The organism is Kitasatospora putterlickiae, from assembly GCF_039527695.1.
Classification (GTDB): domain Bacteria; phylum Actinomycetota; class Actinomycetes; order Streptomycetales; family Streptomycetaceae; genus Kitasatospora; species Kitasatospora putterlickiae.
The window spans coordinates 45,658-63,608 of sequence record NZ_BAAAKJ010000068.1; the positions used below are offsets into that span (position 1 = coordinate 45,658).

The window sequence follows — 17,951 nt, forward strand, 5'->3', positions numbered from 1 at the left end:
GAGCCGCCGGGTCCTCCGGGGCGGGGCCGGACGGCTACGGGGCGCCGAGAAGCCGGGCGCGGAGCGCGGCCGCGCCGCTCTCCGCGAGCCAGTCGGACAGGGTGCGCAGTCCGGGGTGGATGACCCGCAGCGCCTCGATGTCGGCGTGCCAGCGGTGGCCGGCGTCCCACTGCCGCCGGACCTCGGCCCACTCCGGGTTCAACGCGGCCGCCTCGTCATGGGTGACCTGCTCGTAGCGCACCGCGATCCCGGTCGCGGCGCTGATCGCGGCGGCCGCCTCGACCGGTGTCAGGTCGTCACCGGCCAGCTCCAGCGTCCGTCCGGCGAACCGGTCCGGCTGCTCGAAGGCCAGCGCCGCGAACTCGGCGATGTCCTCCAGCGCGATGACCTGGAGCGGCGCGTTCGGCGTGAACAGATGCCGGTGGACGCCGTCGACGACTCCGTCGAGGCCGAGGCCGGGCCCCGCGAGGTAGTTCGTCATGAACCGCACCGGACGCAGCACGGTCACCAGCGGGATCCGCTCGTGCAGGTACCGCTCGACGCGCCGCTTCCCCGGGGCCGCGAACGCCGCGCCCGTGGTCGAGGCGACGCCGGTGAACACCACCTGGCGGATCCCCACGGCGGCCGCCGCGTCGACCAGGGCCCGGCCCCGGGCGAACTCCAACTCCTCGTCACCGCCGGCGGGTCCGTAGGCGACCGGCGGCACGGCGAACAGGGCGCCGGCACCGTCCAGGGCCGGTGCCAGGCCCGACGGGTCGTCGAAGTCCGCGACGGCCAGCTCGGCCCCGGCCTCCGCCAGTGCCACGGCGGCGGGCGCGTTCCCGTCCCGGACCAGCGCCCGCACCGGCCGGCCGGCGGCCAGCAGCCGTCGGGCCGTCGCACCGCCTTGCTTGCCGGTGGCGCCGGTCACGGCGACGGTGGCCCAGGCGGTGTCCTTGTCGATGGTCATGGTTTCTCCTCCTCTTCCCCGGGGCCCGAAGGCTGCGGACTGGTGCGACTGATGCGGTGGACCCGGGGTATCTGGAACACTGCAACCCGTTTGGGTCGAGGCACAAGGGGTTTCGTGACATGACGACAGCGACAGCGCCAACGACAGCACCGGCGCCGGCGATCGGCGGGGACCGGGCCGACGCCCGCCGCAACCGGGCCAAGGTGCTGGCCGCCGCCGGCCAGGCGATGGCCGCGCAGGGGCTTGACGTCCCGCTCGGTGAGATCGCCCGCCGGGCGGGCGTCGGTGCCGGCACCGTGTACCGGCACTTCCCGAGCAAACAGGCCCTCCTGGAGGCGGTGTTCACCCAGCACCTGGACGACCTGGTCGCCTCCGGCGAACGACGGGCCGACCGGTTCGCGCCCACCGAGGCCTTCTTCGGATTCCTCCTGGACGTGGTCGAACTGTCCAGCGGGCGCGGGCACATCTGCGACGTGGTGGCCGCCGACACGAGCTGGCCGCGCCCGATGCTCACGGCCTCCCGGCTGCGCTTCCGCCAGGTCCTCACCGCGCTCCTGCGCGCCGCGCAACGCGTCGGCGGTGTCCGCCCCGACGTCGACCCCGAGGATGTCCTCGCCCTCACCGCCGGATGCGTCTCCATGCTCACCGCCCGCCATGACCACCCGGCCGGCCTCAAGCTCGTCCACCTGACCCTGAACGGGCTGCGGCCCTCCGGTCCTGTCACGGAAGCGCGTTCCTTCCGTGACGTCCAGAGCGCCCACTGCGAGGAGTGCGCGGCCGTACTCACCGTCCGCCCCACCGGCCGCCCGGGCCGCTACTGCGGCGCCACCTGCCGCCAGCGCGCCCGCCGCCGACGCCTCGCGGGCTGAACCCCGGCCGAACGGGCTACTCCGCCGGGTGCGGTCGCACAGGGGCTCCGATACTGGCCGTCCCGGCCCCGAACGGCGGGGCACCACGAGGAAGGCGTACGGACATGAACCCTCCAGCTCCCATCGAGTCCGGCTGCGAGATGATGAAGCGCGCCGCGAAGGACCTCAAGAAGGAAATCGAGCACAACGTGCGCCGCGCGGCGGAGATGAGGTCCAAGATCACCGCGTTGCAGGGACAGGCCAATCCGGACCAGGCGCAGATCAGCGCCCTCAAGCAGGCGCTGGAGGTCCTGGAGAAGAAGATCGAGGAGGATCGCGTGTCCCTGTCGACGCTGGAGGACGTGATCACCGAGAACTGTTAGGCCCTGTCCGGCCCGCGTTGGCCGAGCGCGCTTGACCTCAACCGGGGTTGACCTTGCAGGCTGAGCCTGTTCGCACTGACGCACAGGCAGGGGGCAGGCAGCATGCGCGCCGTACAGGTACACCGCTTCGGAGGGCCCGAGGAACTGGTGGTGGGGGAGGTGCCGGATCCCACGGCCGGGGCGGGACAGGTGGTGGTGGAGGTGGCCGTCGCCGGGATGACCTTCGTCGAGACCCAGATCAGGTGCGGCACCGATCCCTGGCACGAGCCTCCGACGCTGCCGTACGTGCCGGGCGGCCTGGTCGCCGGCCGGGTGGACGCGGTCGGCCCCGGGGTGGACCCGGTCTGGCTGGGGCGGCGGGTCCTGGCGAGCACCGGGGAGACCGGAGGATTCGCCGAGCGGGCGGTGGCGGCCGTCTCCGAACTCTTCCCGGCGCCGGACGGCCTCGGCCTGCCCGAGGCCGTGGCGCTCCACAGTGACGGCAGCACGGCGCGGGGGCTCGCCGAGCACGCCCGGATCCGGCCCGGCGAATGGGTCCTGGTGGAAGCCGCAGCCGGCGGGGTGGGCAGCCTGCTCGTCCAACTCGCCCGCGCCGCAGGAGCCAGGGTGATCGGCGCCGCCGGGGGCGCCAGGAAGCTCGACGCCGTGCGCGAACTGGGCGCTGACGCCGCCGTCGACTACCGCGCCCCCGACTGGACCGACGAGGTACGCGCCCTCACCGGCGGCACCGGCGCGGACGTGGTGTTCGACGGAGTCGGCGGCGACATCGGCCGAGCGGCCTTCGGGACAACGGCCCGCGGCGGCCGCTTCTCCGTCCACGGCGCCGCGAGCGGAACGGCCACCGCCATCGAGCCCGAGGACGCGCGCCGCGCGGATGTGGAGGTCATCGGAATCGAGCAGCTCTTCGGCTTCGGCCCCCACCTCACCCGCTGGGCCCGCGAAATCATGGCCGAAGCGGCGGCGGGCCGCGTCCGCCCACTCATCGGCCAGACCTTCCCGCTGGAACGAGCCGCCGACGCCCACGCCGCCATCGAGAACCGCACCGCCCTCGGCAAGACCCTGCTGCTGGTCTAGCGCCCCGAGCTACCCCGTCACCACCGACGGCCCGGCGAACTCGACGGCAAGCGCGTCCATGACCACCTCGTCACAGACCCGCCCGAGCCAGTACCCCGCCTCCCGCAGCGCCCCGACCGTCCGGAACCCCGCCTTCTCGTACGCCCGGACGGCCGCCCTGTTGGGTGCCAGCACCTTCAGCCACACCATCCGCAGATTGGTGATGTGGAACGCGTAGTCCAACACCAACCGGGTCGCCGCCGTCCCCAGCCCCCGCCCCCGCGCCTCCGGCGCCAGCATCACCACATACTCGGCCGTCCGAACGGCGGGATCCGGCAACAGCGTGGCGACGCCGACCGGTACGGCGGTGTCGCCCGCGACTTCGTAGACGGTGAACCGGATGTTGTCGCCCCGGAGTTGCCGAGCCATCCCCTCGGTCCGCGCCTCCAGGGATTCCGGCTGCTGCCGGAATGAGCGGGAACCAGATGACCCGCCCGTGGTCGTCGCGATCTGGCGCGCCGACGGCGTCGGCGAGCACAGCCAAGGCCTGGTGACGATTGACCCGTGACGTCCGCGCGGCATCGCGGAGTATCGGCCCGACGGCGGAGTGGCGAAGCCGTGCCCAACCGAACGTCTCGCCCAGCGCACGCCGGAAGCGCCGATGGCGGAAGAGGTCGGCCAGATGGATGGGTGGTTGGAACAGGATGCTGTCTCCGCCGTCACCGGTCAGATGTGTTCGTCTCCCCAGCTCTGTGCGCAGCCAGGTCAGCTGGCCGCCGAACCGGGTGAGGCTGAGGGTGGATGGCGCGGGTTCGTCGGTCGCCGGGATCTCGGTGATGGAGGTGTAGGGCAGATGGTGATCAGTGAGCGGAAGCAGATGGTGAGTGATGCGGTGTGCGTAGCGAGCGGCCGCGAGCCGTGCGTGGCGGAGGTCGGCTCCGTCGAGATCCTCGTGAGGATGAACGGTCACCGCGTCAAGGCGTCGGCCGGCAGGTAGTGCGGCGGCGGCCAGCACCGAGATGCTCGTGGAGTCCAGTCCGCCGGAGAGTCAGACGACAGTCCGGAGTCCGTACTCGTTCGGAGCGTGACGGCCTGTTCGAGCGCATGGCGAAGCCGGCCGTCGGGTGGTAGACAGGGCGGGCGTGGTGCGGCCCCGGCATGGCGGGGCCGCACCACTGGACGTCAGCTGTTGTAGGCGCGGCGCTTGTCCTCGCTGCTGCCCTTGCCCTGACCCTCGGTGAGAACCGTGAGGTCGCCGATCTCGACCATGAGATCGCTGTTCTCCGGCTCCGTGGACTGCTGCTCGATCATGAGTGCCTCCTTGAGAGATGAGGTGGGATTACCCGGTCCCGCCCTGTAGCGGCCCGGGTTCGACCGCCCGTGAGGGGGTCATTTCTGCTCCGGCGTTCGGGGCAGGAAACCGTGGGTGTGCGGTGCGAGGCGCCGGGGGGCAGCGCGAGGTGTTGCTCGGCAGCGGACGTATCCGCGCGCGACGGCGGCGGGTGAGCCGACGGGCGACGGCGCGGAGCGTGGCGAGTTCGCCCGGTCGGTCACTCGGGCCGGAACCGAAGCCGGGTTCAGGCTCAGGTAGGACGAGTCGGCCGTGTCTCACTGGCTCGCCGGAACCCGCCCCATGGCGAAGTACCGTCAAGTGGTCCTGGAGGTTCTGAGCCGGCGTCTCGGGAGAGTTGTCACCGCGTTTGAGGCCGGTTTCGTGGATCAGCCCGATGAGCAGGAGCAATCCGAAGACATGGTGAGAGGGCTGCTTGATCTCGGGAGTGCCGATATGGATCCATCGCGCAGGGGTGTACTCGGAGCCGGCCTTTACTCGGTCGCGCTGACCGTTCCCGGGTGGCCGGATGTGGTGGGCCGGTTCGAGAGGCTGAGGACCGATCCGCACAGCAGGATCGGGATGGGCGAGGTCGAGTCCGTCATCGCGATGACGGAGCGGATCAGTGAGATCGACGACCAGTTCGGCGGCCGGACCGCACGGCCGATGGCGGCCGCGTTCATGGTCAACAACATCGTCCCGTATCTGCGCGCTACCGCCTCAGAGGGAGTGCGCAAGGCGATGCTCTCTGCGGCGGCCGATCACCTCTACCTCACGGGGTACATGGCTGTGGACGAACGCTTGGACACGCTCGGGCAGCGGTACTACACCAAGGCGCTGGAGCTTGCGCTCGCAGCAGGAGACCATCTCGCCTACTGCACCACACTGCGAGGCATGAGCGTTCAGGCCGTCGAACTCGGCCATGGTTCGCAGGCGGTGAGGCTCGCGGAGGCAGCGTCGAGCGCGTCTCCGCAGGCTGGGCCGCGGATGCGTGCGTTCCTGGCGGGCCAGCAGGCGCATGCCCTAGCCCAAACCGGTGACCGTTCCGGGGCGCTGGCGATGCTGCGGGCGGCCGAAGTTGCGATGGAGCAGGCCGAGTCCAGGGCCAAGGCTCACGGCTCGTACGACCCCGCGTCGCTCGCCTATCACGTGGCCCAGGTGAACCGCGAAATCGGTGACCGCGAGGGCGCGATCAGGGCGCTTCAACGCTCTGAGCAGATCAGGCCCGCCGTGTATCGGCGGGCCCGGGTTCGCCATCGGGCGATGCTGGCCGAGTGGCAGGTCGAAGTGGGGCGGCTAGAAGAAGCCGTTCGGAACTGGCACTTGGCCCTGGATGACTACCCGCAGGTGCGGTCGGGGCGGGCGGATGACCGGTTCCGGGCGATGATGGGCGCGACGAGGCCTCATGGGAGGAATCCCCGGGTGCGTGAACTGCTGGATCGGGCGCGGCCGATGGCGGGTGCGCGGCGGGGCTGAGTCAGGGGAGCAGGGTGGCGAGTTCGGACTCGAAGAGCACCTCGGGGTCGAAGTCCATGCCGCTGAAGTGGCCGGCGAGTTCGAGGGACAGGACGCCGTGGAGGCGGGTCCAGAGGGTGAAGAAGTGGGCGAGGGCCTCGGGTGGGGCAGGGTGGTCGGCGGCCCAGGTGCGGTGGGTGGCGAGGTGGGTGCTGAGGGGGGTGGCGGGGGTGGCGGGGGTGCAGGCGTTGAGGAGGGTGGCGGCGATCTCCTGGGAGATGGCGGTGGTGTCCTCGGGGGCCCGGTAGCCGGGGATCGGGGTGCCGTAGACGAGCAGGTAGCGCTGGGGGTCGGCGAGGGCCCAGGTGCGTAGGGTGCGGGCGAGACCGGCCAGGTCAGCGCCGGAGGCGGCGGCCGTGGCGAGGGTGTCGGCGAGGCTGCGGTAGGCCTCGCGGACGAGTTCGGTGATCAGCTCGTCCCGGTTGGCGAAGTAGCGGTAGAGGGCGGGGCCGCTCATGCCCATCTGTTTGGCGATCGCGTTGAGGGAGAGGGCGGACGAGCCGGCGGTGGCGATCTGCTCCCAGGCGTGTTCCAAAGCCTCGGCGCGGACCTGGGCGCGGTAGCGCTCGCGGGGGGTCGTGGAGTCCGCTCTGGTCATGGTTAGAAGCTATCACGGAGGTTATTGACCGTCAGGGCCGCGATGGGTTAGAACTTCTAACGGATGGGATGGCTTCTAGGGAGGGAAATGCCATGTACGGAATCCGAGCCGCCGTCATCACCGTTCCGCTGGTCGCCGGGCTGCTGGGTGGTACCGCTGCGCAGCCGGTCGAGGGGCTGACCTGCCGGGGTGCGGGCGTCGATCCGTCCGCGCAGGTCCGCTACCGGACGGAGGTCGTCATCGACGCGCCGCTGGACGTGATCTGGGGGCTCCAGACGGACGTGGAGCGTTGGCCGTCCTGGCAGGCGTCCGTCACCGGCGCGGAGCGGCTGGATCACGGCCAATTCCGGGCCGGGTCGGCGTTCCACTGGACGACGCCGGTGCCGCCCGGGACCGGGATTCCGGCCACCAGCCTGGACATCGTCTCGACTGTGCGTCAGGTCAAGCAGGGCTCCTGCATCCGCTGGACCGGTCCGGCGGACGGGGAGGGGGTGCACATCGACGGGGTGCACGTCTGGAACTTCAGCCGGGTCAAGGGCGGGGTGAAGGCGAGCACCGAGGAGACCCACACCGGGCCGCAGGTCGACGCCAATGTGCCGATGGCGACGGAGATCCTCAAGGCGGGCCTGGAGGGGTGGCTGGCCGACCTCAAGGCCGCCGCCGAGGCGCGGGCATCCGCCGGGATGCCCGCGCCCCTCGGTCGTTAGGCCAGCCGGTCGGCGGCCTCGTCCTCGCTGAGGGCCTCGATCTCGGCGATCAGCAGTTCCTCGACGCGCGCCGCGAGGGCGGCGGCCGTGGAGAGCTCGAAGGCGTCGCGGATCGGGACGTCCAGGCCGACGCCCGCCCGGATCCGGGCGACCACCCGGGTGACCAGCAGCGAGTCCCCGCCGAGTTCGAAGAAGCCGTCGAGAGCGCCGACCCGGGGCACGCCCAGCACCTCCTGCCACAGCTGGGTGACCAACTGCTCGGCGTCGGTGCGCGGCGCCACGTAGTGGCTGGTGGCGGCCGGGGCCGGTTCGGGGAGGGCGGCAGTGTCGAGCTTGCCGTTGAGGGTCAGCGGGAGGGCGTCGATCAGGACGACCGTGTCCGGGACCAGGTACGCGGGCAACCGGGCGGCGAGGTGTTCGCGCAGCGCGGCGGGCGCGGGCTCGGCGCCGGGGGCCGGGACGGCGTAGGCGACCAGCCGTCGGCCGCCGAGCACCACGGCGGCGGCGCGCAGCACGTCCGGACGGCCGGTCAGGGCCGACTCGATCTCGGCCGGTTCGATCCGGTAGCCGCGCAGCTTGACCTGCTCGTCGGTGCGGCCGAGGTAGTCCAGGGTCCCGTCGGTGCGCCAGCGGGCGCGGTCGCCGGTCCGGTACATCCGCCCGCCGGCGAACGGGTCCTCGACGAACGCGGCGGCCGTCAGGTCGGGCCGGCCGAGGTAGCCGCGGGCCAGGCCGGTGCCGCCGATGTACAGCTCGCCCTCCGAGCCGCGCGGCAGCAGGGCGCCGCGCTCGTCGAGCACGTACAGCCGCACGCCCGGCAGAGGGCGGCCGAGCGGCGGGCGGCGTCCGGCGTCGGGGGCGCCGAGGTCGGCGGCGGCGACGATGACGGTGGCCTCGGTCGGGCCGTAGGTGTTGACCAGCCGGACGGTGTCGCCGTGTCGCCCCCGCCAGCGGGCGACGGCGTCGGCGCGGGCCTCCGAGCCGCCGAGCACCACCAGCCGCAGCGCGGCCGGCCACGGGGTGCGGTCGTCGTGCGCGACCAGCTCCTCCCAGTAGGCGGTCGGCAGGTCGAGCACGGTGACGGACGGGCCGTGCGGGCCGCGCAGCAGCTCGGGCAGGGTCCGGCCGCCGCCGGGGAGCAGCACGACGCACGCACCCGTGGCGAGGGCGGGCCACAGCTCCTCGGCGTGGGTGTCGAAGCCGATCGACGCGAACTGGACGATCCGGTCCTCGGGGGTGAGGCGGTAGCCGTCGGGGCCCGCCATCCAGTCGACGCGGGCGGCCAGCGCGGTGTGCTCGACGGCGACGGCCTTGGGGGTGCCGGTGGAGCCGGAGGTGTAGAGGACGTAGGCGAGGCCGGCGCGCTCTTCACCGGGAGCCGGCTCGCCGCCGGGCAGGATGCGCAGGCCCGCGCCGTCCTCGTCCGTGAGCAGCAGGACGGCGCCGGACTCGCGGACCATCAGCCGCCGTCGCTCCTCCGGATGGGCCGGGTCGAGCGGCAGATAGCCGGCGCCGGCCTTCCAGATCGCCAGCAGGGCCGTGACCAGCTCGAAGGAGGGGGCCAGCCGGACGGCCACCAACTGCCCGGCGACCGGGCCGAGCCGTTCGGCCAGCTCGGTGGAACGGCGGTCGAGTTCGCCGTAGGAGAGGACCTCGCCGTCGCACTCCAGGGCGGTCGCGCCCGGGGTGGCGGCGGCCCGTTCGGCGAAACGGGCGAGCACGGGGCGGACGTCGGGGGAGGCCGCCGGGCCCGTTCCCAGTGCGAGCAGTTCGGCGCGCTCCTGCGCCCCGATCAGCCAGTCCCCGTGCAGCGGCACGGTGGCGTCCTCGACGGCGGCGGCCAGCAGCGCGCGACAGCGGGTGCCGAGCGCGGCCACCGTCGCCGGGTCGAACACCTCCCGGTCGAAGCTGAAGGAGAGTGTCAGACCGCCGTCCGGGGTGCGCCAGCTGTCCAGCAGCAGATCGGTCTTGGCGCGTTCGAAGCCGGAGTCCATGGAGGCCGTGCGGACCCCGGCGGGCAGCGGGGCGCCGCCGTCCTCGCCGGTCAGGTCGTACTGGCTCTGGTGTACGAACACCGCCTGGTAGAGCGGCGCGGCGCCGTCCTCGGCGGGCAGGTCAAGGTGGGCCGCGAGCCGCTCCAGCGGGACGTCCTGGTGGCTGAGCGCGCCCAGGGTGGCGGTGCGGACGCGGTGCAGCACGGTGCGGAAGCCGGGCTCGCCGGTGAGGTCTGCGCGCAGCACGCCGGTGCGGGTGAAGTAGCCGACCAGCGCCTCCTGCGCGGCCTCGGTGCGGCCCGCGAGCGGGGCGCCGACCACGAAGTCGGTGCTGCCGGTCCAGCGGGCCAGCACGCACTGGTAGGCGGCCAGCAGCACCATGAACGGGGTGCAGCGCTCGCGCCGGGCCAGCGCGTCCAGGGACGCCGTCAGCTCCGGGTCCAAGGCGACCACGGCGAACCCCGCCGGGTGCCGGGGGTCGGCAGGGCGGTGGTGGTCCAGCGGCAGCCGCAGCCGGCCGGTGCCGGCCAGCTTCTCCGCCCAGTAGCGGAAGGCCTGCTCGGCGCCGCCGGCCGCCGCGCGTTCCTGCTCGGCGCGCGCGACGTCGCCGTAGCGCAGGGCGAGCGGCGCGAGGGCGGCCGGTTCCTCGCCGAGCGCCTCCCGGTAGAGCGCGAGCAGTTCGCGCCAGAGGACCTTGAACGACCAGCCGTCCGCGACGATGTGGTGGACGACCAGCATGAGCGCGTGCTCGTCCGGGCCGGAGGAGACCAGGACGGCGCGCAGCGGCGGGCGTCCGGCGAGGTCGAAGGGCGTGTTGACGGTCGGCCGGCAGGCCTCGGTGAAGTCCTGCTCGCTCGCGCCGGGGGCGAGCGCGACCAGGTCGAGCGGGACGGGCGCGGGCGCCTCGACCAGCTGGACGGGCGCCTCGCCGTCCAGGGCGAAGCGGGTGCGCAGCGGTTCGTGCCGGGCCGTCACCCGGTCCAGCGCGGTGCGCAGTGCGGCGACGTCCAGCGGGCCGCTCCACCGGCGGCTCAGGTACATGTTGAAGCCGGCGTCGCCGGGGTGGAGCTGCTGGAGGAACCAGAGCCGGCGCTGTTCCTCGGTGAGCGGGTGGACGGCCTCGGCGGGGCGGGCGCCGTCGAGGGTCCGGTCGGTGGTGGTCATCGGGCGGCGGCCTCGGTTCCGGTACGGCGCGCGGATGCGGCGGCAGGTTCGACGGGTGCGGTGGAGGGCTCGGCGGAGGTCGCCGAGGGGGTGACGGACGGGGAAGCCACCTCGGCGCGGGCCGTGAGGGTGGCCAGGCCGACCAGGTCGTCGGGCTCGGCGTCGGGAACGTCGCGGTCGAAGTGGCGCAGTGCCGGGACGGCCAGGCAGGCCGCCACGAGCAGCGCCATGGCGAGGCCGAACAGCAGGTAGAGCAGGCCGATGCCGCGCCCCTCGCCGGTGCCGATCAGACGGCCGACGGTGTCGGCCAGCGCGCCGTTTTCCTCGATCCACGGCTGCACCAGAGGCGGCCCGAACGGGGCGACGACGGCGAAACCGACCGGGAGGCTGGACCAGGCCACCATGGTGTTGACCGCGATCACCCGGCCGTGGAAGCGCAGCGGCACCTTGGTCTGCACGATTGTCGCGTAGACGCCGTTGACCAGCCCCAGCGCGTACGCCATGCCGAACGCGCCGAGCGCCACCGGCCAGACGCTCGGGCGCAAGCCCGTCACCAGGCAGGCGGCGGCCACGCCGAGGGTCGAGAACAGGACGCCGCGCAGCCGCAGCCGGCGCGGCCCGCCCCAGACCAGCAGGGTCAGCCCGCCGAGCACGGCGCCGAGCCCGGCCGCGACCGAGACCCAGCCCGCGGCCGCGAGCGGGGCGAAGGAGAGCACCAGCGGGGTGGTGAGCAGGAACAGCGGGGACAGGAAGACGTTGAGCACCGCGAAGAACAGCAGCATGGCCCGGAAGTGCCGGCTGCCGAGCGCCCGCCGGAACCCGGCCCGGATCTCGGCGGTGACGCTCTCGCGGCGCCGCGCGGCCATCACGTCGGGGAAGCGCACGGCCAGGGTGACGCCGGTGGCGACCACGTAGCTGGCGACGTCCATCACGAGGATGCCGCCGAGGCCGATCGCCGACAGCAGACCGACCGCGAACAGCGGGACCAGGAACTGGGCGAGGCCGAAGGCCATCTGCACCACGCCGTTGGCACGGCCGAGGAAGCGCTTGGGGACGAGTTGGGGCACCGCCGAGTTCCAGGCCAGCCGCTGGAAGGTCAGCGCCGTCGACAGCAGCGCGATCAGGATGTAGGCGTGCCAGATCTGCAAGGAGTCGGTGAGGTACAGCAGCAGCATCACCGCCTGGGTCAGGCCCGCCGCGATGTCGCCGTACAGCATGATCCGGCGCCGGTCGCCGCGGTCCACCAGGGCGCCCGCGAGCGGCGCGGCGAGGATGCCGGGGACCAGGCCGCAGGCGGCCAGCAGGCCGAACTGGGCGAGCGAGCCGGTGGTGAGGTAGATCCACACCGGCAGGGCGAACTCGGTGAGCGCCGAGCCGATCATCGAGATCTGCTGGCCGGCGGCGACGCCGAGGAAGCGGCGCATGGTCGGACGGACCGCGGTGGACGCGGCGGCGGGGGCCTGCGCGGCGTCGCGGGACAGCCCGGCCAGCCACCAGGTGGCGTCCTCGGTGCGCCGGTGCCGCTGCTCCTCGCCGTCCGCCACCGAGCGGTGCACGGTGGTGAGGATCTCGGCGAGCTCGGCGGCCCGGTACTTGAGGTAGAAGTGGCCCGCCTCGTCGAGCACCACCACGCCGGTGGTGTCGCTGAGCCGGTGCCACTCCTGGTAGCGCTCCTCGTAGAACTCGGTGGCCGGGTCCCGGTCGCCGCAGACCGCGTAGACCGGGGCGTTGATCCGGACGTCCCCCTCACCCCCGCCGCCCTCGATGCCCTCGAACAGCCGGGTGAAGTACTGCTCGGCCTCCCGGGTGCCGATCCGCCGGTTGGCGACCATCAGCCGCAGCTGCTCGACGCCGACCTCGTCGGTGTCCAGGCCCGCCGCCGCCAGCGCGTTGATCATGCCCTGGTCGCTGCGCAACCTGTCCGCGGTACGGGCCCACCACTCGCCGACGGCGGAGCCGCGCCCGCGCGGGCGGGCGAACGGGAAGATGCCGCCGAGGTGGATGGCGTCGATCTCGCGCCCGGCCGCCTCGACCCGCCGGGCGATCTCGACGGCCAGCCGGACGCCGACGCCGCAGTGGCCGTACAGGACGATCCGGCCCTCGACGTTGTCCAGGATCTCCTGGGCGCAGCCGGCCGCGACCTCGTCGACGTCCATCGCCTCCTCGCCCAGCTCGTGGCCGGGGACGGCGAGCGAGTGCAGGGCCCAGTCGGCGGGCAGGGCGTCGGCGAGCGGCTTGTAGATGAGCGCGCTGCCGCCGCCGTACGGGGCGCAGACCAGGCTCGCGCCGACCTTGCGGCCGGGCGGGGTGAGCAGGTGCAGCAGGCTGCGCGGGCCGCGGTCGGCGTTCGGGTCGCTGACCAGGGCGGCCAGCCGGCGCACGGTGGGGTACTTGAAGAGGTCCATCACCCCGACGGGGGTGGGGAGTTCGGGGTAATGGCGGCGCAGCCTGGCGACCACCTGGGTGGCCAGCAGGGAGTGCCCGCCGAGTTCGAAGAAGTCGTCCAGGGCGCCGACCCGGGTCGCGCCCAGCAGCTCGGCCCACAGGGCGGCGACGAACTCCTCGGCCTCGCCCTCCGGTTCGACGAACTCGCCGCCGGCGGTGGGCTCCTCCGGCTCGGGCAGGTTGCGCCGGTCGACCTTGCCGTGGGCCAGCAGCGGCAGGCGCTCCAGCACCACGAAGCGGGCCGGGACCATGTAGTCGGGCAGTACCTCGGCGAGGGCTTCGCGCAGGTCGGCGGCGGCCGGGGCGGGCCCGTCGCCCGGGTGCTCCAGGTAGCCGACCAGCATCTGCCGCAGCCCCTCGCCGCGGGCCAGGACGACGGCCTGGGTGATGCCGGGCAGCGCGGTGAGGGCGGCCTCGACCTCGCCGGGTTCCACTCGGTAGCCGCGCACCTTGATCTGGTCGTCGGCCCGGCCGAGGTAGTCGAGCGTGCCGTCGGCGCGCCAGCGGGCCAGGTCGCCGGTGCGGTAGAGCCGGTCGCCGGGGGCGCCGAACGGGTCCTCGACGAAGCGCTCGGCGGTCAGCTCGGGGCGGCCCAGGTAGCCGCGGGCCAGCCGGTCACCGCCCAGGTACAGCTCCCCCGCGACGCCCGGCGGCACCGGCTGCATCGCCTCGTCGAGGACGTGGCAGCGGGCCCCGGCGAGCGGGGTGCCGATCGGGGTGCTGCCGGGGCCGGCGGCCCCGGCGGTGACCTCGTGCACGGTCACGCCGACGGTGGCCTCGGTCGGGCCGTAGTGGTTGAACACCGCGCACCGGCCGAGGGCGGCGAGTTCGGCGGCCCACGGCCAGGCCGAGGCCTCGCCGCCGAGCACCAGCGCCCGGCGCGGCAGCAGCCGCTCCATGGGGGCGTCGGCGCCGAGCGCGGCCAGGTGCGAGGGCGTCATCTTGAGGTAGTCGAGCCGCAATTCCTCGATGCGCTCGGCGAGTTCGGCGCCGGCGATGCGGCGCGGCAGCAGGTGGACCCGGCCGCCGGTGCTCAGCGCGAGGTAGAGCATGGTGATGCTGAAGTCGAAGGAGAGCGACTGCAGCAGTCCATAGCCGGCGCCCGGTTCGATCCGCAGCCGTTCCCGCACCCCGGCCAGGTAGTTGAGGATCTGCCGGTGCTGGACGGCGACGCCCTTGGGGGCGCCGGTGGAGCCGGAGGTATAGATCACATAGGCCAGCTGCTCCGGGCCCGAGGCCTCCTCCAGCGGCGCGGGGTCGCGCGGCGCGGGGTCGGTGTCCAGCAGCAGCGCGGTGCCCTCGTAGCCGGGGAAGCGCTCGCGCAGCGCGGTGTCGGTGAGCAGCACCCGCGCCCCGGCGTCGGCGACCAGGTGGGCGAGGCGGGCGGGCGGCTGCTCCGGGTCCAGCGGCAGGTAGGCACCGCCCGCCTTGAGGACGCCGACCAGGGCGACGGCGAGCTCGGGCGACTGCTCCAGGCAGACCGCGACCCGGTCGTCCGGCCCGACGCCGAGTGAGCGCAGCCGGCGGGCGAGGCCGTTGGCGCGCTCGTCCAGCTCCCGGTAGTCGACGGTGCGGCCCTCGAACTCCAGGGCAGGGCGGTCCGGGTGGGCGCGCGCGGTGCCGTCGAGCAGGGCGGTGAGGGTCTGCGGTCCGTCGGCGGGGTCGGGCAGCGCGGGCCCGGCGGCCCAGCGCTCCAGGACGTCCCGGCGCTCGCCGGGGGTGAGCAGCGGCAGCCGGGAGACCGGCCGCTCCGGGTCGGCCACCGCCGCGGTGACCAGCAGTTCGAAGCGCTCGGCCAACTGCCGCACGGTGACGGCGTCGAACAGGTCGGTGCGGTAGGTGAGCAGCCCGTACAGGCCGCCGTCGGACTTCTCCCGCAGGTAGAAGGCGAGGTCGGTGCGGGTGGTGGCGGCCTCGTGCCCGAAGCCCTCGGAGGCCGGCGCGCCGGGGGAGCCCGCAGCGCCGGCGGCACTGCGGTCGGCGTAGTTCTGGAAGGCGAAGCTGACCTGGAAGACGGCGGAGCGGCTGACGTCGCGCTCGATGTCGAGGTCGGCCACCATCTGCTCGAACGGCACCTCCTGGTGGGTGTACGCGTCGAGGGTGGTGCCGCGCACCCGGCGGAGCAGTTCGGTGAAGGTGGGATCGCCCTCCAGCCGGGCCCGGACCGGCAGCATGTTGACGAACAGGCCGACCACGCCCTCCAGCTCGCGGTGGAGGCGGCCGGCGACGGCCGATCCGATCGCGAAGTCCCGCTGGCCGGCGTGCCGGCCGAGCAGGGTCTGCAGCGCGGCCATCAGCACCATGTACCCGGAGGCGTTCGAGGCGCGTGCCAGCGCGGCGACGCCCCGGCCGAGTGCGGGGCTCCAGTGGAACTCGGTGGCGGCGCCCTCGAAGGTCAGCACCGGCGGCCGGGGCCGGTCGGTGGGCAGCTCCAGGGCGGGGACGTCGGCCAGCTCCTCGCGCCAGTACGCCCGGGAGGGGGCGAGCGCCTCGCCGGCCAGGCGCTCGCGCTGCCAGCGCGCGTAGTCGCCGAACTGCACCGGCAACTCCGGCAGCCGGTCGGGCGTGCCGTGGGCGTGCCGGGCGTAGAGCGCGTCGAGTTCGCGGTGCAGCAGGTCGAGGGACCAGCCGTCGCTGACGATGTGGTGCATGACCAGGCCGAGTACGTGCTCGTCCGGGGCGGTGCGCACCAGCAGGGCGCGCAGCAGCGGGCCGGCCGCCAGGTCGAAGGGCTGCGCGACCCGCTCGCCGAGCTCCCGGGCGGCGCGGGCGGCCGGATCGGGGTCGTCGGTGGCGTCGACGAACTCGGCCGCGAACAGGCCGGGTTCGGCGATCCTGACCTGTGCGGTGCCCTCGGGGGTGGCGGGGAAGGTCATCCGCAGCGCCTCGTGCCGGGCGAGCAGGTCGGCGAGGGCGGCGTCCAGCGCGGTCCGGTCGAGCGGGCCGCGCAGCCGGCGGGCCGGGGCGAGTGCCCAGGCGGTGGAGCCGGGGGCGAACTGGTCCATGAACCAGAGCCGTTCCTGGCCGCTGGAGAGCGGCACCTCGGCGCCGGGCGGCCGGACGGGGACCGTGTTCGCGGGGGCGGGACCGGCGGTGTCCGCCGAACCGGCCGCGGCGGCGCGCAGCCGCTGGGCCAGCAGGGCGCGCTTGGTCGCGGACAGCCCGGCGGCGGGGTCCTGGGGGTCGGTCATCGGGTGTTCCATTTCGGCGCACGTCGGGGCGGTGGGCGTCGGGCCGTCGGGCGGGATCGCCGTCGGGGCCCGGGCCGGCCGCAGGGGGAGGGGAGGCGCGGTGCGGGGAGCGGGAGACGCGGTGCGGGGAGGGGAGCGGGAAGCGCGGTGCGGGAGCGGGCGGCGCGGGGTGGGCCGCGCCGCCCGGGGGTCAGCGCAGTTCGCGGACGGCCGCGGCGATGCCGAGCGGGGTCGGGGTGGCGAAGAAGACGTCGAAGTCCAGCTCGACGCCGAGCAGGTCACGGATCCTGGCGGTGATCTGGATGATCGTCAGGGAGTGTCCGCCGAGTTCGAAGAGGTCCTCCTCGGGGCCGAGGTCGGGCAGCCGCAGCACCTCGGACCAGATCCCGAGCACGGCCGTCAGCACCTCGTCCCGCGGCTCTTCGCCGTCCGGCCCGGCGGCCGCAGCCTCGACCGGCACCGGCGGGACGGGCAGCGCGCGCCGGTCCAGCTTGCCGTTGGGCGTCAGCGGCAGCCGGTCGAGCACCAGGAAGCGCTGCGGGACGGCGGCGCCGGGCAGCGAGCGCTGGAGGAAGGCCCGCAGCTCGGCGGAGGAGGGGGCGGCGCTCGCGGCGGCCGGGACGAGGTAGCCGGCGATGAACGGCTCCTCGCCGTCCTCCTCGCGGTGCACCGCGGCGGCGGCCTCGGCGAGGTCCGGGTGGGCGAGCAGCGCGGACTCGATCTCGCCCAGCTCTATTCGGTGACCGCGGATCTTGACCTGGTCGTCGAGCCGGCCGAGGAACTCCAGTTCGCCCTCCGGGCTCCACGCAACCAGGTCACCGGTGCGGTAGAGCCGGTCGCCGGGGGCGCCGAACGGGTCGTCGACGAAGCGCTCGGCGGTCAGCTCGGGCCGCCCCAGGTAGCCCTCGGCGAGTCCGTCGCCGCCCAGGTACAGCTCGCCGGGCACCCCGATCGGCAGCGGCCGGCGCCGGGCGTCCAGGACATGGGCGCGGGTGTTGGCGATCGGCCGGCCGATCCGGACCGCCTCCGGCGCGGCCGGCAGCTCGGCGCAGGTGGAATAGATGGTGGCCTCGGTCGGCCCGTAGACGTTGAGCAGCCGGTCGGTGCCGGCCCGCAGCTGCCGGGCCAGCGGCAGCGGCAGGGCCTCGCCGCCGACCAGGCCGGTCAGCCCGGACGGCAGCGGTCCGGCGCTGAGCAGGACCCGCCAGCCGGAGGGGGTGGCCTGGACGTGGGTGACGCCCTCGCGTTCGACCAGGGCGCGCAGCCCCGGCCCGTCCACGGCCAGGCCGTCGGGGGCCAGCACCAGCCGCCCGCCGGTGGTCAGCGGCAGCAGCAGTTCGAGGGCGGAGATGTCGAAGGACAGCGAGGTGAGGCCGAGCCAGACGTCCCCGGGGCCGGAGTCCAGCCGCTCGGCGAAGGCCGCGAGCAGGTTGACCAGCGCCCGGTGGCCGATCTCCACGCCCTTGGGGCGGCCGGTGGAGCCGGAGGTGTAGAGCACGTAGGCGAGCCGGCCCGGTTCGGCGTCCGCCGGCGCGGGCGCGTCCGCCGTCCGCGGGAGGCGGAGCACCGCCGGGGCGGCGGCGGCCACCTCAGGCGCGGGCTCGCGGTCGGCCAGCAGCAGGGCGGCGCCGGAGTCGGCGAGCACGAAGGCCAGCCGCTCGGCCGGGTACGCGGGGTCCAGCGGCAGGTAGCCGGCGCCGACGGCGTGCACGGCGAGCAGCGCGGCCAGCAGGTCGGCGGTGCGGGCGAGGTGCAGGCCGACCAGGTCGTCGCG

At 74.1% G+C, this 17,951-nt stretch carries 12 protein-coding genes and 1 pseudogene; 5 read left to right on the forward strand and 8 right to left on the reverse strand.

All coding sequences use genetic code 11. The features are described 5' to 3' along the window. Positions 1 to 34 precede the first annotated feature (34 nt). On the reverse strand, positions 35 to 949 hold the full coding sequence (locus ABD308_RS07970; RefSeq protein ID WP_344329732.1) for an NmrA family NAD(P)-binding protein: 915 nt from the start codon (positions 947 to 949) through the stop codon (positions 35 to 37). Positions 950 to 1,068: 119 nt separating this feature from the next. On the opposite strand from ABD308_RS07970, the gene ABD308_RS07975 reads away from it, so the two are divergent. The 3 genes from ABD308_RS07975 (at position 1,069) to ABD308_RS07985 (ending at position 3,254) form a co-directional block, all read left to right on the forward strand. Then, entirely contained in the window at positions 1,069 to 1,818 is a 750-nt protein-coding gene (locus ABD308_RS07975) for a TetR/AcrR family transcriptional regulator (protein WP_344329735.1), read from the forward strand. Positions 1,819 to 1,922: 104 nt separating this feature from the next. Continuing rightward, positions 1,923 to 2,180 (forward strand): hypothetical protein, encoded by a 258-nt coding sequence (locus tag ABD308_RS07980; protein WP_344329738.1) that lies wholly within the window; start codon positions 1,923 to 1,925, stop codon positions 2,178 to 2,180. Between the two features lie 159 nt (positions 2,181 to 2,339). Then, positions 2,340 to 3,254 carry a zinc-binding dehydrogenase gene (locus ABD308_RS07985; protein WP_344329740.1) on the forward strand — a complete coding sequence of 305 codons (915 nt, stop codon included), beginning with the start codon at positions 2,340 to 2,342 and terminating at the stop codon, positions 3,252 to 3,254. Between the two features lie 9 nt (positions 3,255 to 3,263). Here ABD308_RS07985 and ABD308_RS07990 read toward each other — a convergent pair whose 3' ends face one another. The 3 genes and pseudogenes from ABD308_RS07990 to ABD308_RS08000 all read right to left on the reverse strand — a co-directional run bounded on the left by ABD308_RS07990 (position 3,264) and on the right by ABD308_RS08000 (position 4,544). Continuing rightward, entirely contained in the window at positions 3,264 to 3,743 is a 480-nt protein-coding gene (locus ABD308_RS07990; protein ID WP_344329774.1) for a GNAT family N-acetyltransferase, read from the reverse strand. Positions 3,744 to 3,855: 112 nt separating this feature from the next. After that, positions 3,856 to 4,248 (reverse strand): annotated as a pseudogene (locus ABD308_RS07995) (asparagine synthase); the annotation flags it as partial. Between the two features lie 167 nt (positions 4,249 to 4,415). Continuing rightward, positions 4,416 to 4,544, reverse strand: a complete 129-nt coding sequence (locus tag ABD308_RS08000) for an albusnodin family lasso peptide (protein ID WP_344329743.1) — start codon at positions 4,542 to 4,544, stop codon at positions 4,416 to 4,418. 292 nt (positions 4,545 to 4,836) lie between these two features. Between ABD308_RS08000 and ABD308_RS08005 the strand changes: the two genes are divergently transcribed. Further along, positions 4,837 to 6,039: an NsdA family TPR-like regulatory protein gene (locus ABD308_RS08005; protein ID WP_486327013.1), complete on the forward strand. Its 1,203-nt coding sequence runs from the start codon at positions 4,837 to 4,839 to the stop codon at positions 6,037 to 6,039. A 1-nt stretch (position 6,040) separates the two neighbouring features. Here ABD308_RS08005 and ABD308_RS08010 read toward each other — a convergent pair whose 3' ends face one another. Then, positions 6,041 to 6,676 carry a TetR/AcrR family transcriptional regulator gene (locus ABD308_RS08010; protein WP_344329748.1) on the reverse strand — a complete coding sequence of 212 codons (636 nt, stop codon included), beginning with the start codon at positions 6,674 to 6,676 and terminating at the stop codon, positions 6,041 to 6,043. 92 nt (positions 6,677 to 6,768) lie between these two features. On the opposite strand from ABD308_RS08010, the gene ABD308_RS08015 reads away from it, so the two are divergent. Beyond that, entirely contained in the window at positions 6,769 to 7,383 is a 615-nt protein-coding gene (locus ABD308_RS08015) for an SRPBCC family protein (protein WP_344329750.1), read from the forward strand. On the opposite strand, the gene ABD308_RS08020 is transcribed toward ABD308_RS08015, so the two are convergent. From ABD308_RS08020 to ABD308_RS08030, 3 genes are all read right to left on the reverse strand, one after another. After that, positions 7,380 to 10,541 (reverse strand): amino acid adenylation domain-containing protein, encoded by a 3,162-nt coding sequence (locus tag ABD308_RS08020; protein WP_344329752.1) that lies wholly within the window; start codon positions 10,539 to 10,541, stop codon positions 7,380 to 7,382. The genes ABD308_RS08015 and ABD308_RS08020 overlap by 4 nt on opposite strands. Beyond that, positions 10,538 to 16,177, reverse strand: coding sequence for a non-ribosomal peptide synthetase/MFS transporter (locus tag ABD308_RS08025; RefSeq protein WP_344329753.1), 5,640 nt, complete (start codon positions 16,175 to 16,177; stop codon positions 10,538 to 10,540). The genes ABD308_RS08020 and ABD308_RS08025 overlap by 4 nt, the downstream gene beginning before the upstream one ends. A gap of 190 nt (positions 16,178 to 16,367) precedes the next feature. Then, positions 16,368 to 17,951, reverse strand: a 1,584-nt coding sequence (locus ABD308_RS08030; protein WP_344329755.1) for a non-ribosomal peptide synthetase, incomplete at its 5' end; no start/stop codon positions are given.

What these genes read in the sequence shown, in the direction of transcription:
- ABD308_RS07970 (WP_344329732.1), bottom strand. Translation starts at nt 949, where the DNA reads ATGACCATCGACAAGGACACCGCCTGGGCCACCGTCGCCGTGACCGGC.
- ABD308_RS07975 (WP_344329735.1), top strand. Translation starts at nt 1,069, where the DNA reads ATGACGACAGCGACAGCGCCAACGACAGCACCGGCGCCGGCGATCGGC.
- ABD308_RS07980 (WP_344329738.1), top strand. Translation starts at nt 1,923, where the DNA reads ATGAACCCTCCAGCTCCCATCGAGTCCGGCTGCGAGATGATGAAGCGC.
- ABD308_RS08000 (WP_344329743.1), bottom strand. Translation starts at nt 4,544, where the DNA reads ATGATCGAGCAGCAGTCCACGGAGCCGGAGAACAGCGATCTCATGGTC.
- ABD308_RS08010 (WP_344329748.1), bottom strand. Translation starts at nt 6,676, where the DNA reads ATGACCAGAGCGGACTCCACGACCCCCCGCGAGCGCTACCGCGCCCAG.
- ABD308_RS08015 (WP_344329750.1), top strand. Translation starts at nt 6,769, where the DNA reads ATGTACGGAATCCGAGCCGCCGTCATCACCGTTCCGCTGGTCGCCGGG.
- ABD308_RS08020 (WP_344329752.1), bottom strand. Translation starts at nt 10,541, where the DNA reads ATGACCACCACCGACCGGACCCTCGACGGCGCCCGCCCCGCCGAGGCC.
- ABD308_RS08025 (WP_344329753.1), bottom strand. Translation starts at nt 16,177, where the DNA reads ATGACCGACCCCCAGGACCCCGCCGCCGGGCTGTCCGCGACCAAGCGC.